General features: G+C 53.8%; 22 protein-coding genes. 16 read left to right on the top strand and 6 right to left on the bottom strand.

The window, feature by feature from the left end; genetic code table 11:
* Position 1 precedes the first annotated feature (1 nt).
* The 11 genes from narJ to FE848_RS10800 all read left to right on the top strand — a co-directional run bounded on the left by narJ (position 2) and on the right by FE848_RS10800 (position 11,891).
* The gene (narJ, locus tag FE848_RS10850; RefSeq protein ID WP_200202833.1) at positions 2-754 is read left to right on the top strand and encodes a nitrate reductase molybdenum cofactor assembly chaperone; all 753 of its coding nucleotides are present in this window, start codon (positions 2-4) and stop codon (positions 752-754) included.
* A 23-nt stretch (positions 755-777) separates the two neighbouring features.
* Positions 778-1,455: a respiratory nitrate reductase subunit gamma gene (gene narI, locus FE848_RS10845; protein WP_100638747.1), complete on the top strand. Its 678-nt coding sequence runs from the start codon at positions 778-780 to the stop codon at positions 1,453-1,455.
* A 187-nt stretch (positions 1,456-1,642) separates the two neighbouring features.
* Complete coding sequence (locus FE848_RS10840) at positions 1,643-2,449, top strand: peptidylprolyl isomerase (RefSeq protein WP_200202832.1); 807 nt, start codon at positions 1,643-1,645, stop codon at positions 2,447-2,449.
* A gap of 179 nt (positions 2,450-2,628) precedes the next feature.
* The gene (locus tag FE848_RS10835) at positions 2,629-3,378 is read left to right on the top strand and encodes a Crp/Fnr family transcriptional regulator (protein WP_200202831.1); all 750 of its coding nucleotides are present in this window, start codon (positions 2,629-2,631) and stop codon (positions 3,376-3,378) included.
* Between the two features lie 23 nt (positions 3,379-3,401).
* A complete protein-coding gene (locus tag FE848_RS10830) occupies positions 3,402-3,803 on the top strand; it encodes a ribonucleotide reductase subunit alpha (RefSeq protein WP_200202830.1) in 402 nt (133 codons plus the stop codon).
* A gap of 179 nt (positions 3,804-3,982) precedes the next feature.
* Positions 3,983-6,079, top strand: a complete 2,097-nt coding sequence (gene nosR / locus FE848_RS10825) for a transcriptional regulator NosR (protein WP_200203104.1) — start codon at positions 3,983-3,985, stop codon at positions 6,077-6,079.
* A 67-nt stretch (positions 6,080-6,146) separates the two neighbouring features.
* The gene (nosZ, locus tag FE848_RS10820; protein WP_200202829.1) at positions 6,147-8,042 is read left to right on the top strand and encodes a TAT-dependent nitrous-oxide reductase; all 1,896 of its coding nucleotides are present in this window, start codon (positions 6,147-6,149) and stop codon (positions 8,040-8,042) included.
* Between the two features lie 215 nt (positions 8,043-8,257).
* Entirely contained in the window at positions 8,258-9,523 is a 1,266-nt protein-coding gene (locus FE848_RS10815) for a nitrous oxide reductase family maturation protein NosD (protein ID WP_200202828.1), read from the top strand.
* Entirely contained in the window at positions 9,523-10,455 is a 933-nt protein-coding gene (locus tag FE848_RS10810) for an ATP-binding cassette domain-containing protein (RefSeq protein ID WP_200202827.1), read from the top strand. The genes FE848_RS10815 and FE848_RS10810 overlap by 1 nt, the downstream gene beginning before the upstream one ends.
* Positions 10,452-11,282 carry an ABC transporter permease gene (locus tag FE848_RS10805; protein ID WP_200202826.1) on the top strand — a complete coding sequence of 277 codons (831 nt, stop codon included), beginning with the start codon at positions 10,452-10,454 and terminating at the stop codon, positions 11,280-11,282. The genes FE848_RS10810 and FE848_RS10805 overlap by 4 nt, the downstream gene beginning before the upstream one ends.
* 42 nt (positions 11,283-11,324) lie before the next feature.
* Positions 11,325-11,891, top strand: a complete 567-nt coding sequence (locus tag FE848_RS10800; RefSeq protein ID WP_200202825.1) for a nitrous oxide reductase accessory protein NosL — start codon at positions 11,325-11,327, stop codon at positions 11,889-11,891.
* A 3-nt stretch (positions 11,892-11,894) separates the two neighbouring features.
* Here the strand turns inward: FE848_RS10800 and FE848_RS10795 are convergent, their stop codons facing one another.
* The gene (locus tag FE848_RS10795) at positions 11,895-13,625 is read right to left on the bottom strand and encodes a thiamine pyrophosphate-binding protein (RefSeq protein ID WP_200202824.1); all 1,731 of its coding nucleotides are present in this window, start codon (positions 13,623-13,625) and stop codon (positions 11,895-11,897) included.
* Positions 13,626-13,706: 81 nt separating this feature from the next.
* Positions 13,707-14,699: a GTP 3',8-cyclase MoaA gene (gene moaA, locus FE848_RS10790; RefSeq protein WP_200202823.1), complete on the bottom strand. Its 993-nt coding sequence runs from the start codon at positions 14,697-14,699 to the stop codon at positions 13,707-13,709.
* Between the two features lie 242 nt (positions 14,700-14,941).
* Between moaA and FE848_RS10785 the strand changes: the two genes are divergently transcribed.
* Genes FE848_RS10785 through FE848_RS10775 form a run of 3 tightly spaced genes read left to right on the top strand, consistent with a single transcriptional unit; the run spans position 14,942 to position 16,040 of the window.
* Positions 14,942-15,157, top strand: a complete 216-nt coding sequence (locus tag FE848_RS10785) for a hypothetical protein (protein WP_200202822.1) — start codon at positions 14,942-14,944, stop codon at positions 15,155-15,157.
* A 47-nt stretch (positions 15,158-15,204) separates the two neighbouring features.
* Positions 15,205-15,573, top strand: a complete 369-nt coding sequence (locus FE848_RS10780) for a YbaN family protein (protein ID WP_200202821.1) — start codon at positions 15,205-15,207, stop codon at positions 15,571-15,573.
* Positions 15,574-15,602: 29 nt separating this feature from the next.
* Positions 15,603-16,040: an RrF2 family transcriptional regulator gene (locus FE848_RS10775; protein WP_200202820.1), complete on the top strand. Its 438-nt coding sequence runs from the start codon at positions 15,603-15,605 to the stop codon at positions 16,038-16,040.
* Positions 16,041-16,075: 35 nt separating this feature from the next.
* On the opposite strand, the gene FE848_RS10770 is transcribed toward FE848_RS10775, so the two are convergent.
* Positions 16,076-17,155 (bottom strand): fatty acid desaturase family protein, encoded by a 1,080-nt coding sequence (locus FE848_RS10770; protein ID WP_200202819.1) that lies wholly within the window; start codon positions 17,153-17,155, stop codon positions 16,076-16,078.
* A gap of 11 nt (positions 17,156-17,166) precedes the next feature.
* Positions 17,167-18,282 (bottom strand): ferredoxin reductase, encoded by a 1,116-nt coding sequence (locus FE848_RS10765; protein ID WP_200202818.1) that lies wholly within the window; start codon positions 18,280-18,282, stop codon positions 17,167-17,169.
* A 194-nt stretch (positions 18,283-18,476) separates the two neighbouring features.
* Between FE848_RS10765 and FE848_RS10760 the strand changes: the two genes are divergently transcribed.
* The gene (locus FE848_RS10760) at positions 18,477-19,106 is read left to right on the top strand and encodes a TetR family transcriptional regulator (RefSeq protein WP_200202817.1); all 630 of its coding nucleotides are present in this window, start codon (positions 18,477-18,479) and stop codon (positions 19,104-19,106) included.
* A gap of 18 nt (positions 19,107-19,124) precedes the next feature.
* Here the strand turns inward: FE848_RS10760 and FE848_RS10755 are convergent, their stop codons facing one another.
* On the bottom strand, positions 19,125-20,567 hold the full coding sequence (locus FE848_RS10755) for a WS/DGAT/MGAT family O-acyltransferase (protein ID WP_200202816.1): 1,443 nt from the start codon (positions 20,565-20,567) through the stop codon (positions 19,125-19,127).
* Between the two features lie 238 nt (positions 20,568-20,805).
* On the opposite strand from FE848_RS10755, the gene FE848_RS10750 reads away from it, so the two are divergent.
* Positions 20,806-21,690 (top strand): bile acid:sodium symporter family protein, encoded by an 885-nt coding sequence (locus tag FE848_RS10750; RefSeq protein ID WP_200202815.1) that lies wholly within the window; start codon positions 20,806-20,808, stop codon positions 21,688-21,690.
* A gap of 38 nt (positions 21,691-21,728) precedes the next feature.
* Here the strand turns inward: FE848_RS10750 and FE848_RS10745 are convergent, their stop codons facing one another.
* Positions 21,729-22,205, bottom strand: coding sequence for a hypothetical protein (locus tag FE848_RS10745; protein ID WP_200202814.1), 477 nt, complete (start codon positions 22,203-22,205; stop codon positions 21,729-21,731).
* Between the last annotated feature and the right edge of the window lie 186 nt (positions 22,206-22,391).

The following is a 22,391-nucleotide window of genomic DNA, read 5'->3' as shown; positions in this document are numbered from 1 at the left end:
CATGAAACTATTGAAAGTACTGGCACGGATTCTGGAGTATCCCACGGCTGAACTTCAGGCCTCCAAAGACGCCATGGTAACCGCTGTCCTGGAGGACAGCCGGCTACCACGGAAAAACAAGGAGCAATTGCTCCAGTGTATTGACCGTCTGTGCGATGGCGACCTGCTGGATCTCGAAGAGGCCTACACAGGCACCTTTGACAAAGGCCGCGCCACCTCACTGCTGCTGTTTGAGCACGTTCATGGGGAGTCCCGTGACCGTGGTCAGGCCATGGTTGATCTGATGGAGCAATATCGCGCCAACGGGCTGGAAATCGATGCCAAGGAACTGCCGGATTACCTCCCGCTGTTTCTGGAGTACCTGTCGACTCGCCCCTGGGACGAAATCAAGAACTGGCTGGAAGATATCCACCACATTCTTGGGTTGCTGGGTGAGCGCCTGTATCAGCGCGAAAGCATGTATCACGTAGCCATGGATTCTTTGCTGGAGTTGTCGGGCCGAAAAACAGATCGTCAGGAGCTGGCACAGCTTGTGGCATCTGAAGAACGGGACGATACAGCAGAGGCGCTGGATAAGGTCTGGGAAGAAGAAATGGTCAAGTTTGTGGATGACCAGGGCAGTTCCTGCAATACAGGTGGTGTTGTTGGCCAGCGCCGCCGTGAGATGGAACAGACCCAAACCATTCACCTCAGTGATCATCTGATGACGGATGTAACGCCCGCTCAGGCGCGTGCTGCCGCGAGAGACGCCTGAAGGCGCAAGAGGAGACCAAGATGATGTCTTATCTGAATACACTGCTTTTCGGAATTTATCCGTACATCGCTCTGGTAGTGATGGTTGTAGGTACCTGGGCGCGGTATGACCACGGCCAGTTCACCTGGAAGGCTCACTCCACACAGATGTTGAGCAAGAAAAACATGGTGATGGCCAGCGTGCTTTTCCATGTGGGCATATTGGTGATTTTCTTTGGCCACCTGGTTGGTCTGTTAACGCCACACTTTATGTACGAGCCGTTCATGACCGCAGGCACCAAACAGGTGTTGGCAATTGTGGTTGGCGGTATTGCAGGTGTGATGTGTCTGGTAGGGGGCGCCATGCTGGCTTATCGCCGGCTGACAGACCCAAGAGTTAAAGCCAGCAGTACCTTCGCTGACAACATGATCATCATCATACTTGTTGTTCAGGTGGTGCTGGGTTTGCTGACCATCTTCCCGACACTGGGCCACCTTGATGGCGGCACCATGCTGCAACTGGCAGGCTGGGCGCAGGCAATCTTCACCTTCCAGGGTGGGGCGGCTGACTACGTGGTAGGCGTACACTGGATCTACAAGCTTCATATGTTCTTGGGCTTGACGATCTTTGTACTCTTCCCGTTCACCCGTCTGGTGCACATGTTGAGTGTGCCGCTGGAGTACTTCGGCCGGAAATACCAGGTTGTGCGCAAGCGGGCGTAAGAGATAAAGCGCCCCCTCTCCCCAACCCCTCTCCCGCAGGGGGAGAGGGGCTTTTACTGCACTGCTCTCTGGCGTGAGGGCAATCCCGCAGGTTGGGATGTGTAGCTCCCCTCTCCCCTCTCCCCTCGCGGGAGAGGGGCTGGGGGAGAGGGGGTAGCCACACTGAAAACATCTACGGAGACCTACCATGCAACTGATCCCCACCGGTGAACCCGAAAATCCCAGAAACCAGTTTCCGCCAGTGTATGTGGGTGAAACCCTGATATCTGAAGAGGATATTGCCAGGGAAATGCAGCACCACCCGGCAGAAGAAGTTGCCGAAGCCTGGCACGAAGCTGCCAAGAGTCTTGTTATTCGCGAACTTCTGTTACAGCAGGCCCAAACGCTGAAGCTACCAGAAGAGCTGGATGAAGAGGCCATGATTGCCCGGGTGCTGGAGCAGGAACTGGATGTGCCGGAACCCAGCGAAGCCGACTGTGAGCGCTTCCATGCAGCCAATCCCGGGCGCTTCCGTAGCCCGACCCTGATGGCAGTGAGCCACATACTGCTGGCTGCAGCGCCGGACGATGTGCAGGAGCGTATGCGTCAGGAAGAAATCGGGCAGCAGTTACTGACTTCGCTGGTCGAAGGCCGCGCCCAGTTTGCGCCGCTGGCCAAGCAGTACTCTGCGTGTGAATCCCGTTACCAGGGTGGTAGCCTCGGGCAGATAAGCAAGGGGCAGACCGTAGAAGAGTTTGAGCGGCCAGTACTGACGCTCAAAGAGGGCCTGAACCCGGAATTGATCGAAAGCCGGTACGGCTGGCACATTGTGAGAGTCGATCAACGTATTGATGGCGAACAGCTGCCGTACGAGCATGTAAAACCGCAAATTCGTCAGTACCTCAGTGAAAGTGTGACCCGCCGGGCGTTTCGCCAGTATTTGCAGGTTCTGGCCGTCGAGACTGGCGTTGAGGGTGTGGACCTTGAGCTGCCTGACTCACCCTTGATGCAGTAATTAAAAACATGAACACGGGCGTTTTTCTGGAAAATAGGTAGCAATGCGAAATATTGCGTTAAGTCAATTATTGCCAAGTATCCGTGATACTACCCCCATGGGGGGAGCGATTTTTCAGGAGTATCCTCCTATTATCTAAAACATGATTTTGAATGCATGATTTGAAAGGGGATAAATCAATGATAGCTGCGCAATCTGCACAAACCCGCTACGCCAAACCTGTTGTGTTGGCGGTCAATGAGTTCACCAGCGGTGAAAGTGGACTGCAGCCAATGCGCAGCCACGCCCTGTTTAACACGCTCAGCGACGAAGACTTTGAAAATCTCGTACTGCAATCCCGCCGCCTTCGCCTGGGGCACCACCAACTGCTTTACCGGCAGGATATGCCGGCCCACCATTTCTTCTTTGTGGTATCCGGGCGCTTGCGCTTGTATCGGCTGGATTCCTCCGGCATTGACCGCACTCTTGACAGCATTGCCCCTGGCGACTGCTTTGCAGAAGTGATGATTTATGCCGATCCGGCCCGCTATGCCTGCTACGCTGAGGCATTGAAATCCAGTGAAGTTCTGATGATTCCGGTGAAAGCCTATCAGGACCTGCTTGAGAGCAAGCCGGAGTACGCCAATGCAGCCCTGCGGCATTACGCCAAGCGCGCTGTTTCCCGGTTTCACGATCTTGAGATTATGACGGTTCAAAACGCCCGTGATCGATTGATCCGATACCTGATCGACTTGCTGCCCAATGGTGTTTCCGAGGGGGGAGAGGTCGAATTGCCTTTGCCAAAGTGTCTGGTTGCGTCCAGGCTTGCCATGCAACCGGAAACCTTTTCGCGGATTTTGGCAGATTTGAAGTCTAACGGACTGGTGCGCGTAAACCGGAGCAAACTGTTTATCTCCGACCCCAAGCGATTGATCGAAATCAGTCAGTAGAAAATCGAAAGGATATTGTCTTCATGATTAGCAGTTACAGTGATTTGATCAAAACAGCAAAAAGCGAACACGAGCCCCAGCGCCTTTTGTTTGTTTTTTGTCGGGCGGAACTGCCAGATGATGCATCTGCAGACGAAAAAGCCGCGTTCGAGCGAGGCGAGGGCGGCGCGCTTACGCCTGTTATCTGCGTAGACAAAGCACTGGAAGAGGTTTTGGAGTTTGCAGCACTGGTTGAAGAGTCGGAAGGCACGGGCCAGTCATGGGACGTGGTATTCGTTGCGGCCATGTCTGGCAGAGGGGGCACACCTCCATCTACCGATGAAGCCCAGCAGCCACTGACCATGATGGTTGAGTCTATTCGTTTGGGACATGTCAGCAATTACCTTCCGTTGGATAAGAGTGGGAACGCGGTTAGCCTCGGTTGATCTGACTCGTTGTTTTCCCATTCATTGCAAACAGTATCCATAAAGAGGTATTTGTTTTATCTGACAATCTTTTAGGCTGTTTGATTCAGGCATAAGTGATTCGTTGGTTTCGTCGGGAGCTTGTTTTGAACGTTATTTTCCGCAGTGTCTTTTGTTTCTTTGTCCTGTTTCTGGCGACCATGCCGATGGCTCAGGCCGAGCCGCTCAGCCAGTATGAGCCAATCTCCGGTCGACAGGTCATCCAAGCGGCCTTCCCCGAAGTAACCCGGTTTGAACCACGGGAAGGCAACCGAGCCATTCAAGAGCTGTACGCCGATGACGAGCTGAAAGGTTATGCCTATCAGTCTCTTGATTTTGTCCAGACTCCTGCCTATTCCGGCAAGCCACTCAATGCCATGGTGGTGCTGGATACCGAAGGCACTATCCGCTTTGCCAAAGTGATTCACCATGATGAGCCCATACTTCTTGTGGGTATTCCCGAAAGCAAAATGCACGCTTTTACCGATCAGTACACCGGCTTGAAGGCAGATCAGCGGGTCACTGTTGGTGGCACCTCTACTGAGCGCAAGATTGCTGTTGATGGCCTATCCGGTGCCACAGTAACGGTTATGGTAATCAACGAAGTCATAATGCGAACTGCCCATCGGGTGGGTGTCGAGCTTGGGCTTGTAGAAGGCAGTGGCACCAAGCGTCCGCCAACGGCCGAGGTTATCAAAGACGGTTTTGTGCCTCGCACTTGGGAAGAGTTGACCGGCGACGGCTCAATTCGCCGCATGTTGCTCAGCAAGGGTCAGGTAGATGACTCCTTCAAGGGCACCGAGGCAGAAGGCGTTGAAATTGCAGCTCCTGGTGAGCGTGATGAGCCGCTGATTGATCTGTATGCGACCTACCTGGATACACCTGTAATTGGCCGGAACCTGCTGGGCGAAAAACAGTATGACTGGTTGATGTCTGAGTTGAAGGAAGGCGAGCAGGCGATTGCCGTAATGGCTAACGGCGAGTATTCCTTCAAGGGTTCAGGCTATGTGCGCGGGGGTATATTCGACCGCGTTCAGATTCGTCAGTACGGCGATACCTTCAACTTCCGCGACCTCGACTTTTTCCGCCTCAGCGATGTTTACGCAGCGGGCATGCCCAGCTTCAAGGAAATGGCGATTTTCATTATTCGTCAGCAGCACAACTTTGACCCGGGCGCGCCCTGGACTCTGGAGCTGACTGTAAAGCGTCAGACGGGCCCTCTGGACAGTGAGTTTCAGGTCTTTCCACTCGAATTCCAGCTGCCGGACCAGTATTACACCCGTGCAGAGCCTGTCCTTACCGAAGAGGAATGGCTGGAGTCTCAGCCACTGTGGGTTCAGGTTTGGTATCAGCGCCAGTTCCAGGTAATCGTTCTGGGCATCGGAATTGGTGTGCTGTTACTGATTCTGTTCTTCCAGGACTGGCTGGTGAAAAAGCCAAAGATCACCCGTTGGATTCGCCACGCATTTCTTACCTACACCCTGTTCTTCATTGGTTGGTATGCGCTGGGCCAGTTGTCCATCGTTAACGTGTTGGCGTTTGTACACAGTCTGGTCAGCGGCTTCACCTGGGAAACCTTCCTGATTGATCCGATTATCTTTGTGCTCTGGGCTGCCGTGGCTGGCATCGTGCTGCTATGGGGACGTGCTGTTTATTGCGGTTGGCTGTGCCCATTCGGAGCCTTGCAGGAACTGATCAACGAGATTGCACGGTTCTTGAAAATACCTCAGTACACCGTGCCCTGGCCCATCCATGAGCGCTTGTGGGCGTTGAAGTACATCATTCTGCTGGTGCTGTTCGGGGTGTCTCTGGACTCCCTGGCGACGGCTGAGAAAATGGCAGAGATCGAACCCTTCAAAACTGCGATCACCCTGCATTTTGATCGTAGCTGGCCCTTCGTGACTTACGCGCTGCTCCTGCTGGTGGTGAATATTTTCACCCGCAAGGTCTTCTGCCGCTATATGTGTCCGCTGGGAGCTGCGCTTGCACTGCCAACCAAGTTGCGCGTTTTCGACTGGCTGAAGCGTCGTAAGGAATGTGGCAACCCCTGCCAGCTGTGTGCCAAGGAATGTGAAGTTCAGGCTATTCATCCTGACGGCACCATCAACTATCAGGAATGTCATTACTGTCTGGATTGCCAGATGACTTATTTCGATGACCATAAATGTCCTCCGCTTATCGTTAAGCGTCGTGGCAAGCGTCGTGGTCATAACGCACCGGGCCACCCGGAGGGAATTCCAGTGGTGCAGGTGACGTAGCAGTGTAAAACCAAAAAAAAGAGAAACAGAAATAGAACCGCCATTACCAATAACGGAGTTCAATGCTATGAAAAAGAAAGATGAGTTAGGAACCGAGGTTGCCGAAAATGGCGAAAGTGGGCTAAGCCGTCGCCGTTTCCTGGGAGCGACTGCACTGGCTGGTGCAGTGGGTGCTGCTGGCCTGGGTGGCGCTGTAATGACTCGTGAGTCTTTTGCTGCTGCAGCGAAGGAAGCCCAGAACAAGATCCACGTTGGGCCAGGCGAGCTGGACGAATACTACGGATTCTGGAGCGGTGGTCACCAGGGCGAGGTTCGTGTTCTTGGCGTTCCCTCCATGCGTGAAATCATGCGGATCCCCGTATTCAACGTTGATTCAGCTACAGGCTGGGGTATCACCAACGAAAGTAAGGATATTCTGGGCCGCGACAAAACCTACCTGAACGGCGATTGTCACCACCCGCACGTTTCCATGACCGACGGTCGTTACGATGGCAAATACCTGTTCATCAACGATAAAGCCAACACTCGTGTAGCGCGTATCCGTCTGGATATCATGAAGTGCGACAAGATTACTCACATTCCGAACGTGCAGGCTATTCACGGTTTGCGCCTGCAGAAAGTGCCGCACACCAAGTATGTGTTCTGCAACGCAGAATATATGATTCCGCATCCCAACGATGGTAGCGATTTCTCCATGGAGAACAGCTACACCATGTTTAACGCACTGGATGCGGAAACCATGGAAGTCGCCTGGCAGGTAATTGTAGACGGCAACCTGGACAACACCGACGCCGATTACACTGGCAAATATGCGGCTTCTACCTGCTATAACTCCGAGAAAGCCACGGATCTGGCCGGTACCATGCGTAACGACCGCGACTGGGTAGTTGTGTTCAACATTGAACGCATTGAGGAAGCCGTCAAGAATGGCGATTTCAAGACCCTGGGCGACTCTAAAGTTCCAGTGGTTGATGGCCGTGGCAAATCCAGGCTGACCCGTTACATTCCTGTGCCAAAGAATCCGCACGGCGTTAACACCTCACCAGATGGCAAGTACTTCATTGCCGCCGGTAAGTTGTCGCCAACCTGCTCGGTGATTGCCATCGACAAGCTGGACGATGTGTTTGATGACAAAATTGAACTTCGCGATGTGATTGTTGCTGAGCCGGAGTTGGGTCTTGGGCCTCTGCATACTACCTACGATGGCCGTGGTAACGCATACACCACGCTGTTTATCGACAGTCAGGTAGCCAAGTGGAACATTGCAGATGCCATCAAGCACTACAATGGTGAAAAGGTGAACTACCTGCGCCAGAAGCTGGATGTGCATTATCAGCCAGGCCATAACCATGCGTCTCTGACGGAATCCCGCGATGCCGATGGCAAGTGGCTGGTTGTGTTGTCGAAGTTCTCGAAGGACCGTTTCCTGCCGGTTGGCCCTCTGCACCCGGAGAACGATCAGTTGATCGATATTTCTGGCGAGGAAATGAAGCTGGTTCACGATGGTCCTGCGTTCGCAGAGCCACACGACTGTATTCTGGTTCGTCGTGATCAGATCAAGACCAAGAAGGTATACACTCGCGACGATCCGTATTTCGCCGGTGCTCGTGCTCAGGCAGAGAAAGATGGCGTTACGCTGGAGTCTGACAACAAGGTGATTCGCGACGGTAACAAGGTTCGCGTATACATGACGTCGGTTGCACCTATGTTTGGCTTGAATGAGTTCAAGGTAAAACAGGGCGACGAGGTGACTGTGTATGTTACCAACCAGGATACCATTGAGGATGTGACTCACGGTTTCTGTATGGTAAACCACGGCGTGAGCATGGAGATCAGCCCTCAGCAGACGTCTTCGGTGACCTTTGTTGCGGATAGACCGGGCGTTCATTGGTACTACTGCAACTGGTTCTGTCACGCTCTGCACATGGAGATGACGGGGCGGATGCTGGTAGAGCCGGCTTAATTTAGAAATGAAATCCGGGGCCCTATACTGGGCTCCGGTGTTTTAATCGTAATTCGGAGAAGCAAATCAAGGGAAGAGGGTCTTTCAAAACACGCTGTGGATACGTCCGTGTACGCTTGGCTCCGCCATCCCTGGCTCCGCACAGTTTTGAAAGACCCTCTTCCCTTGCTTTGCCAGACAGTTTCGCTAGCCTCGAACTTATTGAGTGATCGTTAATGCACCACATTTTGCGTTTAGGGGTGGCCCTGATAGTCGCCTTGCTATCGCTGACCGCTCAGGCCGATATTCAGCAACAGTTGGATGATTTGGAGCCGGGCGCGACTTTTGATCTTCCTTCCGAAATCCTTCCATCTATAGCTATCCGGGTACCAGGTGTGACTGTGGCCTGTGGCCCTGAAACCCTTATTGATGGGGGTGGCGCAGGCAATGGGGTGGAGATTCAGGCGGAGAGTGTAACGCTTACGGGCTGTCGTATCCGGAATTGGGGTACGGATTTGAATGAGCTGAATGCAGGCATTTTTGTTAAGCGCGAAGCCCGAGGCGCGACGGTGGAGGGCAACGATCTGCAAGGGTCGGCGTTTGGTGTTTGGCTGGATGCGACTCCCGATGTGACGGTTAGAGGCAATACTATTCGTGGCGATGCGACGGTTCGCTCGAATGATCGGGGTAACGGTATTCACCTGTTCAATACCACCGGTGCTTTGATTGAAGGGAATGATATTCGCCAAACCCGGGATGCGATTTATATTGAGACGGCGAACAAGAACAGGATTCGCAATAACACCATGGCGGATTTGCGTTACGGGATTCACTACATGTATTCCATGGACAACCTCCTGGAAGGCAATGTGACCCAAGGCACTCGAACCGGTTATGCGTTGATGCAGAGTAAGCGTCTAACGGTGATCAATAACCGTTCCGAGAACGATGAGAATTACGGCATTCTGATGAACTTTATTACCCAGTCGGTGCTGCGGGGGAATGTGGTTTCAGGGGTGTCTCAAGGCCAGACTGCCGGGGTGTCAGTTTCCGGGGCAGAGGGTAAGGCCGTTTTCATTTATAACTCTTTGTACAATACCTTCGAAAATAATGTGTTTCGGGACAGCGGTGTAGGCATTCACCTGACCGCAGGCTCGGAAGATAATCACGTTTTCCGTAATGCGTTTATCAACAATCAGCGCCAGGTCAAATATGTAGCGCTGCGCACCCAGGAGTGGTCGAAGGATGGTGTGGGCAATTTCTGGAGTGATTACCTGGGCTGGGATCGTAACCAGGATGGCATTGGTGATGTGCCTTATGAGCCCAACGATAATGTTGATCGTCTGTTATGGACCTACCCTGAAGCAAAAATCCTGATGTTCAGTCCAGCGGTGGATACGCTGCGTTGGGTTCAGGAAGCGTTTCCTGTTGTTAAGGCCGCGGGTGTCAAAGATTCTCACCCCTTGATGAGCCCCCCAAAATTGTTGGAGCCGGAGTCCTGATGAGCTGTTTTCGTCTTGAGAATGTGAGCTACCGGTATGATAAAGCGCTGGTGCTGAATGGCGTTGATCTGCGCCTTGAGCCCGGAGAGATCCTCGGGTTGTTTGGCCACAATGGCGCTGGCAAAACCACCAGCATCAAGCTGATTCTGGGGTTGATGACGCCGTCCCAAGGTAAGGTATCTGTGCTTGGTGGCGAAGCGGGCGATCCTAAAATCAGCCAGTACATCGGCTACTTGCCTGAAAATGTCATGTTCTACCCGCAGCTGACTGGTCGCGAAATCCTGGCGCATTTTGCACGCCTGAAAGGCGCTAATCTGCGCCAGGTTCCTGAGTTGCTGGGGCAGGTGGGGTTGGATGATGCCATGGATGCACGAGTCAAAACCTATTCCAAAGGCATGCGCCAGCGCCTGGGCCTTGCTCAGGCTTTGCTTGGAAAGCCGCGTCTGCTGATGCTGGATGAACCTACGGTAGGCCTCGACCCTATTGCTACCGCTGACCTTTACCGTTTGTTGCGCACGCTACGGGATGATGGAACGGGCATTGTTTTGTGCTCCCACGTACTTCCGGGTGTAGAGCCTTATATTGATAGGGCCGCGATTCTGACCGATGGCAGTCTGAAGGCGGCGGGAGATCTTGCTTCACTGCGCAGGCAGGCCAACATGGCCACAACGCTGTCTATTGAGCCCGAAGGCACTGTGGCAGCGCTGGAAACGGTTGTGAATGATGCCAAGGCTTCTGCGGGGTTGATGATGCGACACGAAAATGGGCGGCTTCACGTGGATGTTCGGCCCGCCGAGAAGATGGACTTGGTGAAAGCGTTAATGGAATCGGGCCAGGTGCGTGATCTGGGTATTTACGAGCCGACTCTGGAGGATGTGTACGTGCACTTTATCGGGTCTGGTGGCCTTGCTCATCGAGGAGGCGCCCAATGAACAGCATTTGGACCATTGCGCGTAAAGAGTTAAGCGACAGCCTGCGCAACCGTTGGCTGATCGCCATTGCATTAGTGTTTGCTACCCTTGCGGTGGGCATTGCCTGGTTTGGTGCAGCGGCTTCCGGGCAGGTGGGTTATGCGTCTACCCCTGCAACCATCGCCAGCCTGGCGAGCCTGGGTATCTTCCTGATCCCGCTGATTGCTCTGTTACTCGCCTACGACGCCATTGTGGGTGAGGAAGAGGGCGGCACGCTTCTGTTGTTGATGACCTACCCACTAAGCCGTGGGCAGCTGTTGTTCGGTAAGTTTCTGGGGCACGGGCTGACATTGGCTCTGGCTACCTTGATAGGGTTTGGCGTAGCGGGTGTTGCCATTGCCATACTGGTAAAAGACGTTGCCGTTGGTGCGCTGGCTGTCGCCATGCTGCGCTTTATTATTTCTACCACTCTGCTGGGTTGGAGCTTCATTGCGCTGGCGTATGTGGTTAGTGTGCGGGTCAGTGAGAAGCCCATTGCCGCTGGATTGGCCTTGGCGATCTGGTTCTTTTTTGTGCTTATTTTCGATTTATTGTTGCTGGGCATGCTGGTCGCCAGCCAGGGCGAGTTCAACCCGGAGTTGTTGCCATGGCTTCTGCTGCTCAACCCGACCGACATATACCGTTTGCTGAACATAGTTACTTTTAGTGATAGCACTCAGCTTAGCGGTGTTCTTAGTCTTGGCTCTGATTTGCCCATTGGCCCGAACGGGCTTTGGCTGGCACTGGTCCTTTGGTTTGTTATTCCTTTAGCCGGCGCCTGGGCACTGTTCCGTGGCCGCCGTATCTGATTCACGTAACCACACTATGGCTAAAACACTATGGAGAGCTCCATGAAGTTTGCTCAATTAAAATCCCTGCCGTTATTGTTGATGTTCGCACTGCTTTTGGTGGGATGCTCGGGCGAAGCAGATAAGGTTGTCGAAAAGCCTGCGCCAGTGCACATTGAATCCGGTGACGAGTGCCACGTATGCGGCATGGCTATAACCCGTTTCCCAGGGCCCAAGGGCGAGGTTATTACCGAGAAAGAGCAAGCCGTTCACAAGTTCTGCTCCACTCGCGACATGTTTGCCTGGGTACTGCAGCCAGAGAACGTTATGCGCAAGCATACTCTCTACGTTCACGACATGAGCCAAACCGAATGGGCCAGCCCTGACGACACGGCGTTGATCGACGCCCGTGAAGCGGTTTACGTAATTGGTTCAGAACGCAAAGGTGCCATGGGCCAGACTATGGCGTCCTTCTCTACAGAGGCGGCCGCCCATGATTTCATGAAGGAATACGGTGGTGAATTGCTGCGCTACGACGCAATCACCCTCGAGCATCTCAATACTGAGATGCCCATGGGTGATATGCACGGTGACATGCATAGCGATATGCATGGGGAGATGAAGCACTAAGGCCTAAGGCCGGACTTTTCTCCAAAGAGCCCGTCCTACAATCCTCACCTTGTCCCGGGTCGCCATTCTGCCAAGGTTGGTTTTTACCACGCCTTTGGTGAACCGGGTCGATTTGGAATAGTCGATGCGCACGTCTACCAGAACCGGCCGCCCGGCGGCCGACTTCAGCAGTGCGATCTCCAGGCTGTCAGAAATATCCTCATTTCCCGCCATTGAAACAAACTCCACGCCAACGGCTTTGGCAAATGCCTCGTAGTCCATTGCGCCAAGTACAGTGCAGGTCTTCTGGTTGTACGGAATTTGCTGTGCCTGGGCGATTTGCGACAACTCGCCATCGTTGAACACAAAAATCATCACTCCGACGCCAAGGCGCGCAGCGGTTACCAGTTCCATGCCAGTCATCAGTAAAGCCCCGTCGCCTACAATGCCGACTACCTGGCGCTTTGGGTTTGCCAGCTTTGCACCGATAGCACCAGGAACGCAGTAGCCCATGGCGTTGAAATCGCTGGGAGACATGTAGTTCCGTGCGCCCAATATGGGCAATAGCTCGGCCACCAGAAAGGTATGGTTACCATCGTCGGCGACGACAATTGCATCGTCATCAAGGCGTTCGCGCAGGTGGCTGAAAAACAGCTCCGGGTTTACCCGGTCGCCGCTGTCGTGGTCCCGCCACTCTTTCTTGTAGGCGGCTTTGTCTTGGGCAATCTGCTCGCGAATTCCAGTGCTGGCTGCAGTGGGCTGCAAGGTTTTTACCGCTTTCAGAAGCGCGGGCAGTGTAACCCTCGCATCTCCCTCGATGGTATGGCTGGCCGGGTAGTTGGCGCTGAATACCTCAGGGTTGATGTCCATGTGAATCAGGGTTTCTGGCGGGTTAATGCCATAGCTTCCGGTGGGGATTTCGGAGAACCGGGTTCCTATAGCTAACAGGCAATCTATCTTTGCGAAAGCATTGGTTGCTGCGGGAACCGCGTAATTACCCATGCCCATCCCGGTGTGCAGAGGGTGGTTGCCCGGGAAGGCGCTAAGGCCCTGAAGGGTTGTTGAAACGGGTGCATCCAGCAGTTCTGCCAGCTCGATCAGCTCAGCCTGTGCGTCAACCGAACCCCAACCTGCGAAAATTCCCGGTTGCTTTGCTTGCACCAGTGCCTGGGCTGCGGCATCAACCAGCGACTGCTCTGGCTGCTTTGGTTCGGGTTGCGCCTTGTAAAGAGGCATGTCATCCACGTCGCCCAAAAAATTGCTTATGTTGACCGGGATTTCGATAAAGACCGGCCCGGGCTCGCCGCCCATGGCTATGTCGTAGGCTTCGTAAAGGGTAGGGATGATTTCCCGGTGGCTGGCAATGCGCCAGGTCTTTTTGGTGATCGGTTTGAGCAGAGCGTGCTGATCCATCTCATGGAGTTGGTATCTGTGTCCGGATTCTGAATGGATTCCACCGGAAATGATCATCATGGGGATGCCATCGATACCCGCTTCACCAATGCCGCTGGCAGCGTGGGTAACACCTGCCGCCGGTACGATCAGCATGGTGCCAAGTTCGGCACCGGTGCGGCTGATGGCATCGGCCATGAAGGCTCCACCACACTCATGGGTGACAAGGGTTGGCTCAATGCTTTCTGAGCGGTTCAGTTCATCATAGATTTCGGTGGTGTGAACGCCTGGGATGCCGAATGTGCGACGTATGCCGAGCTGTTCCAACGCATGGCGAACGAGAGTCGCGCCAGTTTTCTTCATGGGTATGCCCTGATAATTATTATTGTGGGTTAGCAGTGCTTTGCATGGTTTGGCGGGGAGCGTGACTAATACCGGAGGGGATCACCCTCCGGTCATATTCATGAAGCGCAGGATCTGCACATCGCCGTTGCTGGAGAAGTGATGACGCTCCGGCTTCAGGTCCATGGAGTCTATGATGGTTTGCCGCAGTTTGTCATCGGTCACCGGGTGGCCCCGAAGTACCCGGCGAAGGTCTACAGAATGCTCGTTACCCAGGCATAGAAGTAATCGGCCTTCAACGGTTACCCGCACCCGATTGCAAGTGGAGCAAAAGTTGTGGGAGTGGGGCGAAATGAAGCCTACCTTGATTGGGCTGTCTGACATTCGGTAATAGCGAGCGGGGCCGCCTGAGTCTTCAGGGGTTGGCATCAGGTCGTGGTGTTGGCGAACAATGTCGCGCACCTCATCACTGGTGCACAGTGCCTGCCCGCGATCGTGCTCGGAAATCTCGCCCAAAGGCATTTCTTCGATAAAGGTAATGTCGACGTTTTTCTTCCGGGCAAACTCGATCAAATCCGGAACTTCGTGATCATTCCCGCCTTTCATTACAACGGTGTTCAGCTTGATGCCTTTAAAGCCGGCGTCTTTTGCAGCGTCTATGCCTTCCAGTACCCGCGACAGTTTGCCGGTGCGCGTAATGCTTGCGAATTTTTCCGGGTCCAGAGAGTCCAGGCTGATATTCAGTCGCTTCAGGCCCGCTTTGCGCAGAGGTTCTGCCATGGTGGGCAGCTGGCTGCCATTGGTGGTCATGGCGAAATCACGCAGGCCGTAGGTGCCTATCTCCCGAACCAGCTCAATAATGTCTTTGCGAACCAGAGGCTCGCCACCTGTAAGACGGATTTTTTCCGTGCCCAGGGATACAAATGTTTTGGCAACCCGGGCAATCTCCTCAAGCGTCAGAACCTGTTGCCGGGGGAGAAAAGTCATCTCCTCTGCCATGCAATAAACGCAGCGGAAGTCGCAGCGGTCGGTAACGGACAGGCGTACGTAGTTGACGGTTCTGCCAAAACGGTCTGTCAGCTTGCTGTTGGGCATTGGTTTCTTTCCTGTAACTGCTGAATGCGCTTACGGATTGAGTATAGCTCCAGTATCGCAGAATCAAACCCCTAATCAGATACCCCTCGCGGGGTAAGCCTGGCAGCTCAGTTTAATGGCAAGCATTGTGCGGGTCTTTTTGATCCGGTCAGAAAATGATTGATTTTTGACCGTAACATTACTATAAAATACATGTTAATGGCTGGCGGCGTAAGCCAGAAAATATTTTGCTGGGGGATAGAATGGAAAAACTGCTGTTTCGAGCCAATAGTGCGATGGTGTGGTCTCTGATTGGGTTGGTTGCCACAGTCTTGATGGCGTATCCGCTGGCAGGCCGGTTTCCCATGATGATTCAAATCCTTGCCCATGTGGGTACCTTGTTGTTTGCCGTTGGTATCAAAATATCCTACGTCGCACGGCTCGTGTTTTTAAGCCGCTTGGGGAGACCTGTTCACTGATTAGCGATAGAATAGGTGAAAGATTGAACAGTGCTGAGGGTCCCGCTATGACCGTGCGATCCGGAAAGACCGGTTTCAGGGTTCTTGCGTACATATCCATAGGGTTAGCCGCAATCGGGGTGGTCTTGCCATTGTTGCCGACCACGCCCTTTGTGCTGCTGGCGGCCTTTTTTGCGAGCAAGGGCTCCCCTGCTTTTGCCAGCTGGCTTGAAGAGCATCCGTCTTTTGGCCCTGCTATCAGGGATTGGCGCCGGAATAGGGTTATACCCTTAAGGGCCAAAGTTCTCGCATGTGGCATGATGTTGCTGAGCTGGGGAATTTTGTTCGCGATGGGCGCTGCCACTGTGGTTTTGGCCATTTCGGGAACTTTCCTCGCGGGTGTAGCGTCTTATTTGCTTACCAGACCCTCGTACTGATCGCTTTCACAGAATAACCGGAGTGTTGAATGCACATTACCCGTTACACCGATTACTCGCTTCGCGTGTTGATTTATCTGACGGTGCAGGGTGATCGCCTGACAACGATCCAGGAAATTGCAGACAGCTACGACATTTCCAAAAACCATCTGATGAAGGTCGTGCACCAGCTTAACAAGAAGGGTTACATTGAAACGGTGCGTGGGAAAAAAGGTGGTATGAGATTGCACAGGGCGCCTGAAGACATCAACGTGGGTGTGCTGGTGCGTGACACAGAGCATGACCTCAGTCTTGTTGAGTGTTACTCCTCTAAAAACACCTGCAAAATCTCCCCGGTTTGTGGTCTCAAACCCATATTTGGGGAGGCCTTGCAGGCGTTCCTCTCGGTGCTCGATAAGTACACGCTGAAAGACATCATGAATGAGCAGCATCAACCGCAATTATTAAGACTGCTGCAGATCGCCTGATATCCCCCTTTTTTCTTTTCCATTCCCGGCCTGTTTCAGGCCGGTTGGCTCTCAAGCCTCATGCGCAAACGGTCCGGTAACGAGTACTTCAGTATTCTTTTTACGACCGTGCCGTATTGGTGCCTGAAACTACCGGTGTTGTAGCGGATGCCATGCTTGCGGCAGACGCTCTGAACCCTTTCGGAAACCTCGGGGTACCGGTGTGCTGGCAGGTCCGGGAAAACGTGATGCTCTATCTGATAACTCAAGTGCCCGCTAAGCAGGTGTATAAGTTTGTTGCCGGTGAAGTTTGACGAGCCGGTAAGCTGGCGCAGATACCAGTGCCCCTTGCTTTCATTCTCGCAGTCTTTCTCATCAAAGGTTTCAGCGTCCTCCGTAAAGTGGCCGCAGAAAATCACCGTGGACGACCACAGATTGCGCATCAGGTTGGCGCCAAGGTTTCCGGCCAGCACGATGGGCGCCACAGGAAAGGTAATGAGCGGAAAGAACACATAATCCTTGAAGGCTTGACGCCCACCTTTGTGAAGCGCGTCTTTCAAAAACGGAAGCTTGTCGCGCAGGCGAATCTCGCCGCGCCTTACCCGCTCAAACTCCAGTTCATGCAAGCCAACGCCCCACTGGAAGAACACGCTGAGCATCACATAGCTTAAAAACTGCAGGCTGTGGGCTGGATGCCATTGTTCGTCATCACTCAGGCGCAGAAGTGCATAGCCGTAGTCCCGATCCTTGCCGATGATGTTGGTGTAGGTGTGGTGTTCGTAATTGTGCGTGCGGCGCCAGGAGTCGGATGAACAGGCGGTGTCCCACTCGTAGGTTTGAGAATGCAGAGAGGGGTCGTTCATCCAGTCATACTGGCCGTGCATCACGTTATGGCCAATTTCCATGTTCTCTATGATTTTGGAAAGGCCCAGTGAGACCGTTGCCGCCACAAAAACGGGTGGGATAAAACCGAACGGCATCATTACCCGGCCACCCACTTCGAGGGCGCGGTGCAAGCGAATTACGCGGCGAATGTAATTGGCGTCACGCTCTCCCAGATCCGCGACGATTTCATCGCGGATGCTGTTCAGATCTTGTGCCAATTCCTGGAGCTGGTCTTCGGTCATCTGTGACATGGGGTTGCTCCTTAAATCTCGATGGTGACAGGGCCATGGGGGATGGATATGCAAAGCTGAACGCTCTCTTCCCCTGGCCCGGAAGCCTTGCCTGTGAGCCGGTTAATCACTGTGCCGCTGGTTTTGCGGCAGCTGCATTGGTGGCATATGCCCATACGACAGCCGTGGCGGGGCGAAAGACCGGACGCCTCTGCGATTTCCAGAAGACTGGCGTCGCCCTCAGAACTGGCTTCCAGATTGCTCTTTCCAAACTGAACCTTGCCGCCAAGAACCTGGTTCGCAAGGTCGGCATTCAGTGCCGGCGCTGCGGTGGAAAAAAAGGTGCTGTGGATGTCTTTTTTGCGTATGCCATGCTCGTGCAATTGCTTTTTGGCCAGGTCCATCAGTCCCTTGGGGCCGCACAGGTAGACCTGCCTTGCTTTGAGCCCGGGCACAGTGCTCAGGTCCTGGCTTTTTAAGTACCGGGGTTTGTCGCTTTCATCCGTCGCGATGATTCTCAAAGTCAGCGCGCTGTAGCGGCGTTCAAGAGCATGCAAACGCTCGGCGGCAATGATGTCCTGCTGGGTGCGCACGAAATAGAGCAGAGTGACCGGTGCCCGGAAATCCTGAGCTGCCATAGTTTCCAGATGGCTTAAAACGGGCGTAATCCCGCTACCGCCGGCAATAAAGAGCACAGGCTGCGGGGGTTCTGGCAGCAGGAAATCGCCGAAGGCCTCGCCCAGTCCCAGCACCTGACCCTCACTCAGGTTGTCGTGCAGCCAGTTGGTTACCAGGCCGCCCGGCAGACGTTTGATGGTCAAGGTGACAAGCCCTTGTTTGGCCCACAACTCCGGAGAACTTGAAAGACTGAAGGTGCGGGTGCGCTGAACGCCATCAATCTCAACGCAAATGTTTACGTGTTGGCCCGCTTGAAAACCCGCCCAGCGTGCGGCAGGTTTCAGTGTAAATGTGCGGGTATCAGAGGTTTCCTGAATTACTTGCTCAACCCTTGCGAGGGTTTGCCCCTGCACCAGCATGGGGTTGAGTGTCTCAAGCAATGGATCGAAGAAGGCAGCCGGATCATTCCGGTTAAAAAGCTGCCTTCCTAGCCAGTGCAGAGCTCGTGTTTGGGGAATTCTTGCCAGCATGATGCTTTCTCCTTATGCGGTCTGACTAATGTGTACACTTGTTCACATGTTGTGTACGACTGTACACATGGCCTTTCGGGCGCACAATGGAGATGGTTTCTTTGGCGCAATATGACAAGTATCCGGTGTTTTAAAGTCCTCGTCTGTGTACACTTGTGACTTGGACTCAATGATAACGGCAGTATGGGCAGGTGATGTCGGAACGAAAAAGGCGCAAGCCCGGTGAAACCCGTGACAAGCTGATGAGTGCGGTGCTTACATTGGTGGGCAAGGGCAGGCATTTTGCCAGTCTTGGTATTCGTGAGGTGACCCGCCAGGCTGGCGTGGTGCCCACATCTTTTTACCGGCACTTCCGCAATATGGACGATCTCGGGCTGCAGCTGGTTGATGAGCTTGGACTAGTCCTGCGCCGAATGATGCGGGAGGCGCGGGAAAACGTGCTTCAGGCAGACAAGCTGATTGAAGAGTCGGTGGGGATTTTTGTCAGTCACGCCCAGGCAAACCGCAGCTTTTTTCTGTTTATGGCGCAGGGGCTAGCCGGTGAAAGTCGGGCAATTCAGGACGGTATTCGCAGTGAAATGCGGTATTTTGCCAGTGAGCTGGCGAACGATTTGCGGCGTCTGAAAATGGCGGATCATCTTTCAGATGGCGATCTGGATATGACCTGTGATCTGGTAGTTCGCAGTGTGGCCTTCAGCCTTACAGATCTGATCGGTGTGTCGGCAGAAGACGAGTATCAGGTAGAGCAAATAAGGAAGCGAACATGCCGCTTCCTTCAGCTTATCTTTGTGGGTGCGGCCCACTGGAACAACCCGCAGCCCTGAACACAGGGCTGCCTGCGGTCAAGGCTTCGCGCTTTTGCTGACCCGTGCTTTTTTCGGTTTGCGCTTGGGCGGAAGAATCAACTTCTCCAGTTCATCCAAAGCTTCTCCTGTGTACACCGCAAGCTTCTGCATGCTGGGCAGGGTATCCCGGCATCCGGTAAACCCGAAGTTCAACGATCCCGCGTAGCTCAGGCAGGTAATGTTCAGTGCGCCGCCATGGGCAATCAACGAAACCGGATACATGGCTTCCAGTTTGGCACCCTCGTAATACAAGGGTTCCTGAGGGCCGGGTACGTTCGAGATGGTAACGTTGAACACTGGGCGCATACGGCCGCCAAGGCCTGATAAAAGCTGCAGAATATAAGGCGACATCAGCAGCATGGTGTACTGGGTGAGGGCGCTCTTTGGCAGCTTTTGCAGGTGTTCTTTTGCTTGATGGGTGGATGTCTTGATGTTCTGCAAACGAGTAAGTGGATCGGATTCGTTTGTGGCCAGAGATGCGATCATAAAGCTGATTGCCGTGCCCGTGCCCTGATCATCTGCAGGCCGTATGTTTACGGGAATGCCTGCTGTAAGAGCGGTATTTGGCAGATCACCCTGCTCCATCAGAAAGTGCCGAAGTGCCGTGCCGCATAGATAAAGAACGATGTCGTTCAGGGATGACTTGGATATGTGGGCCAGATCTTTCAGGCGATCAAGCTGGTAGTGCTGCGTGGCGAAGCGGCGCTGGCCTGTTACCCGGTGGTTGATCTTGGATACCGGCCCGGCAAAGGGTGCAGTAAGGCCGGTCTCCGGGTGGCGAGCAGACTGCATGAGACGGTTACCCGCACGCAGCAGCGTGGGTGCCATATCAGCCTGCAGTTTGACCGCCCCCAATGCCTGAGAAAAAATGGCGGGAACACTATGCCTGGTCTCGCCCTTGCGGGGTTTGAGCCTTTCTGGCCGCATAGCCCAAGGCGGCAACATGCCTCGCTCACCAGGGTCTTTGCTCAAAACCCGCTGGAGTAAACGCACGCCACTGATACCATCAATCATTGAGTGGTGCATTTTGGTGTAAAGCGCAAAGCGGTTGTTTTCCAAACCTTCAATAACGTGGCATTCCCAGAGCGGGCGAGCGAAATCAAGAGGGTTGGAGTGCAGGCGCGATACCAGAACGCCGAGTTCCCTTTCGCCGCCAGGTTTTGGCAGGGCTGAGTGGCGTACGTGGTAGTCAAGATCGAGATTCTTATCGCGTATCCAGGCCGGTGCAATTAGCCGGCCGATCGCGCCTGACCAGGCCAGTTTTGTACACCAGGGGGGCGCAATTTCCCCGGTTTCCTTCATGCTGCGCACCATATCGCGAAGGAAGGTGTCAGGAGCACCCTCCGGTAGCGAAAAGATCAGCATGTTACCGACATGCATTGGTGTGTCTTCAGACTCTACAGCGAGCCACGAGGCATCCAGTGTTCCCAGGCGTTTCATTCCTTGCGCACCTCTGCCCAATTGGGGGCTTGAAAGTTGGACTTTGAAAAGTTGGACTTTTAGTTGTTGCTTGCAAGTATACGGGTTGTAGACCCGACAGACGATCACCTGGATGAAAAAAAGTAAGAATGGATCACAAGCTGTTCGAGGCTTTTGTTACATTCATGCTCCCGAAAGTGAAACGCTTGTGATAGGTTCACAGTATTGGATTAATAAAAACAACAACATCGGAGGCGCTGTGGAATCCAGCCCCCTTATCTCAGCCGGACTGCCAATCGCTCTGTTTATTATTATGATCGGTATAGGCATGACCCTCACCCTTCGTGATTTTCGCCAGGTGGCCGTTTACCCCAAAGGCATGGTTGTGGGCACAGTCGCGCAGATTGTATTAATGCCCATTATTGCCTTTGCGTTGGCGTCGTTACTGGCACTGCCGCCCGCCATCGCGGTGGGGTTGATTATTATTGCCGCCTGCCCCGGTGGGACCACCTCCAACCTGTTTGTACTGCTTGCCCGGGGTAATATCGCCCTCTCCATTGTGCTGACCGTCAGCGCCAGCCTGATTACCATTATTACTCTGCCACTGATCACCAATATGGCTCTTCAGTTTTACATGGGTACCGAAGAGGACATTACGCTGCCGGTAGGGAAAACCATTGGCATGCTGGTTGGTATTGTTCTGTTGCCGGTGGCGATAGGTATGCTGGTGCGTTCTCGCAAACCTGAAGTGGCGCGCAAGGCAGAGAGTATTGTGAGTGTGTTTGGCGGCATTGTGCTGGCGGTGCTGATTGTGGCGCTTGTCTACGGAACGCGGGATCAGATCTGGAAGCTTCTTGCGCAAGCGGGACCGGCAACCCTGTTGCTGAACGGGGCGGGCATTTTTATCGGTTTGCTCGCCGGCCGTGCAGCTAGCCTGACGCAGCGGGAATCCCTGGCGGTGGCGGTGGAACTGGGAGTTAAGAATGGAACGATTGGCCTGATGGTCACGCTCACTCTGCTGGAGTCCAGCACTATGTCCATTCCGGCAGCGGTCTACGGCGTGCTCATGTTCCCGATCGGATTTTTGCTGGCTATGTATGGTCGGCGCGTTATCCCCAAAACCACGGCGGGCCTTGGGGAGTAGGAGCTGCCGGCGCTCCCTCGCCGGCAATGATCAGGTAATTACTTCCGGCCGTCTTTATCTATTTTGGTAGGCTCCAGACTGCCATTGCGGAAATCGATTTCCAACTCATACCCGTCGGCGTTATCACCTTCCACTTCAATATCGCCTTTGGCGTTGATGCTGATTTCCTCAATCCGGCTCATGCCCTGATTCATACTGGCATCAATGTAATCAGATACTTCGGCGGCAGACAGGCCCCAGGGGCCATCTGTACGCTTGCGGCGCTCTTCTTTTTGAATGGTGCCATCGCTGCTTACATCCAGCTCGACAAACCACTCCCCATCTACCCAGCCTTCGATTTCCATGTTGCCATCATCGTTGCGGTCATCTTCCAGTTCAATGCTGTGAAAGTGGGAAATACCATAGTCCGAACCGATCTGGATGGCGCCTTTGGCGTCGTCAATGGTTCCGGATGCAAAGACCAGTGGTGCGGCAACAAGGCTGGCGGCAAGTACAGATGCGATAAGTTTTTTCATTGTGTTACTCCTGACTCGTTGGTTGCAATGTGTCTTTCAATCGTCTTTTCAGTGCTTGTGGCAATGCGCCCGAGGCAAGCTGGCTGATGCAGGGCTTCCTGAGCGTTGAGTGCATCTTAAGTAACGCCTGCTTGCAGGAGGGTGAGTGTTTCGTTCATGGTTCATTCATGTTGGCTCTGACAGAAT

This window comes from Marinobacter sp. 1-3A (assembly GCF_016597775.1).
In the GTDB taxonomy this organism is placed as follows: domain Bacteria; phylum Pseudomonadota; class Gammaproteobacteria; order Pseudomonadales; family Oleiphilaceae; genus Marinobacter; species Marinobacter xiaoshiensis.
This window is presented reverse-complemented; position numbering and strand designations above follow the sequence as displayed.

Bases quoted from the DNA above. Each gene is read 5' to 3' on its own strand.
- narJ (WP_200202833.1), top strand. From the start codon at position 2: ATGAAACTATTGAAAGTACTGGCACGGATTCTGGAGTATCCCACGGCT.
- narI (WP_100638747.1), top strand. From the start codon at position 778: ATGTCTTATCTGAATACACTGCTTTTCGGAATTTATCCGTACATCGCT.
- FE848_RS10840 (WP_200202832.1), top strand. From the start codon at position 1,643: ATGCAACTGATCCCCACCGGTGAACCCGAAAATCCCAGAAACCAGTTT.
- FE848_RS10835 (WP_200202831.1), top strand. From the start codon at position 2,629: ATGATAGCTGCGCAATCTGCACAAACCCGCTACGCCAAACCTGTTGTG.
- FE848_RS10830 (WP_200202830.1), top strand. From the start codon at position 3,402: ATGATTAGCAGTTACAGTGATTTGATCAAAACAGCAAAAAGCGAACAC.
- nosR (WP_200203104.1), top strand. From the start codon at position 3,983: ATGCCGATGGCTCAGGCCGAGCCGCTCAGCCAGTATGAGCCAATCTCC.
- nosZ (WP_200202829.1), top strand. From the start codon at position 6,147: ATGAAAAAGAAAGATGAGTTAGGAACCGAGGTTGCCGAAAATGGCGAA.
- FE848_RS10815 (WP_200202828.1), top strand. From the start codon at position 8,258: ATGCACCACATTTTGCGTTTAGGGGTGGCCCTGATAGTCGCCTTGCTA.
- FE848_RS10810 (WP_200202827.1), top strand. From the start codon at position 9,523: ATGAGCTGTTTTCGTCTTGAGAATGTGAGCTACCGGTATGATAAAGCG.
- FE848_RS10805 (WP_200202826.1), top strand. From the start codon at position 10,452: ATGAACAGCATTTGGACCATTGCGCGTAAAGAGTTAAGCGACAGCCTG.
- FE848_RS10800 (WP_200202825.1), top strand. From the start codon at position 11,325: ATGAAGTTTGCTCAATTAAAATCCCTGCCGTTATTGTTGATGTTCGCA.
- FE848_RS10795 (WP_200202824.1), bottom strand. From the start codon at position 13,625: ATGAAGAAAACTGGCGCGACTCTCGTTCGCCATGCGTTGGAACAGCTC.
- moaA (WP_200202823.1), bottom strand. From the start codon at position 14,699: ATGCCCAACAGCAAGCTGACAGACCGTTTTGGCAGAACCGTCAACTAC.
- FE848_RS10785 (WP_200202822.1), top strand. From the start codon at position 14,942: ATGGAAAAACTGCTGTTTCGAGCCAATAGTGCGATGGTGTGGTCTCTG.
- FE848_RS10780 (WP_200202821.1), top strand. From the start codon at position 15,205: ATGACCGTGCGATCCGGAAAGACCGGTTTCAGGGTTCTTGCGTACATA.
- FE848_RS10775 (WP_200202820.1), top strand. From the start codon at position 15,603: ATGCACATTACCCGTTACACCGATTACTCGCTTCGCGTGTTGATTTAT.
- FE848_RS10770 (WP_200202819.1), bottom strand. From the start codon at position 17,155: ATGTCACAGATGACCGAAGACCAGCTCCAGGAATTGGCACAAGATCTG.
- FE848_RS10765 (WP_200202818.1), bottom strand. From the start codon at position 18,282: ATGCTGGCAAGAATTCCCCAAACACGAGCTCTGCACTGGCTAGGAAGG.
- FE848_RS10760 (WP_200202817.1), top strand. From the start codon at position 18,477: ATGTCGGAACGAAAAAGGCGCAAGCCCGGTGAAACCCGTGACAAGCTG.
- FE848_RS10755 (WP_200202816.1), bottom strand. From the start codon at position 20,567: ATGAAACGCCTGGGAACACTGGATGCCTCGTGGCTCGCTGTAGAGTCT.
- FE848_RS10745 (WP_200202814.1), bottom strand. From the start codon at position 22,205: ATGAAAAAACTTATCGCATCTGTACTTGCCGCCAGCCTTGTTGCCGCA.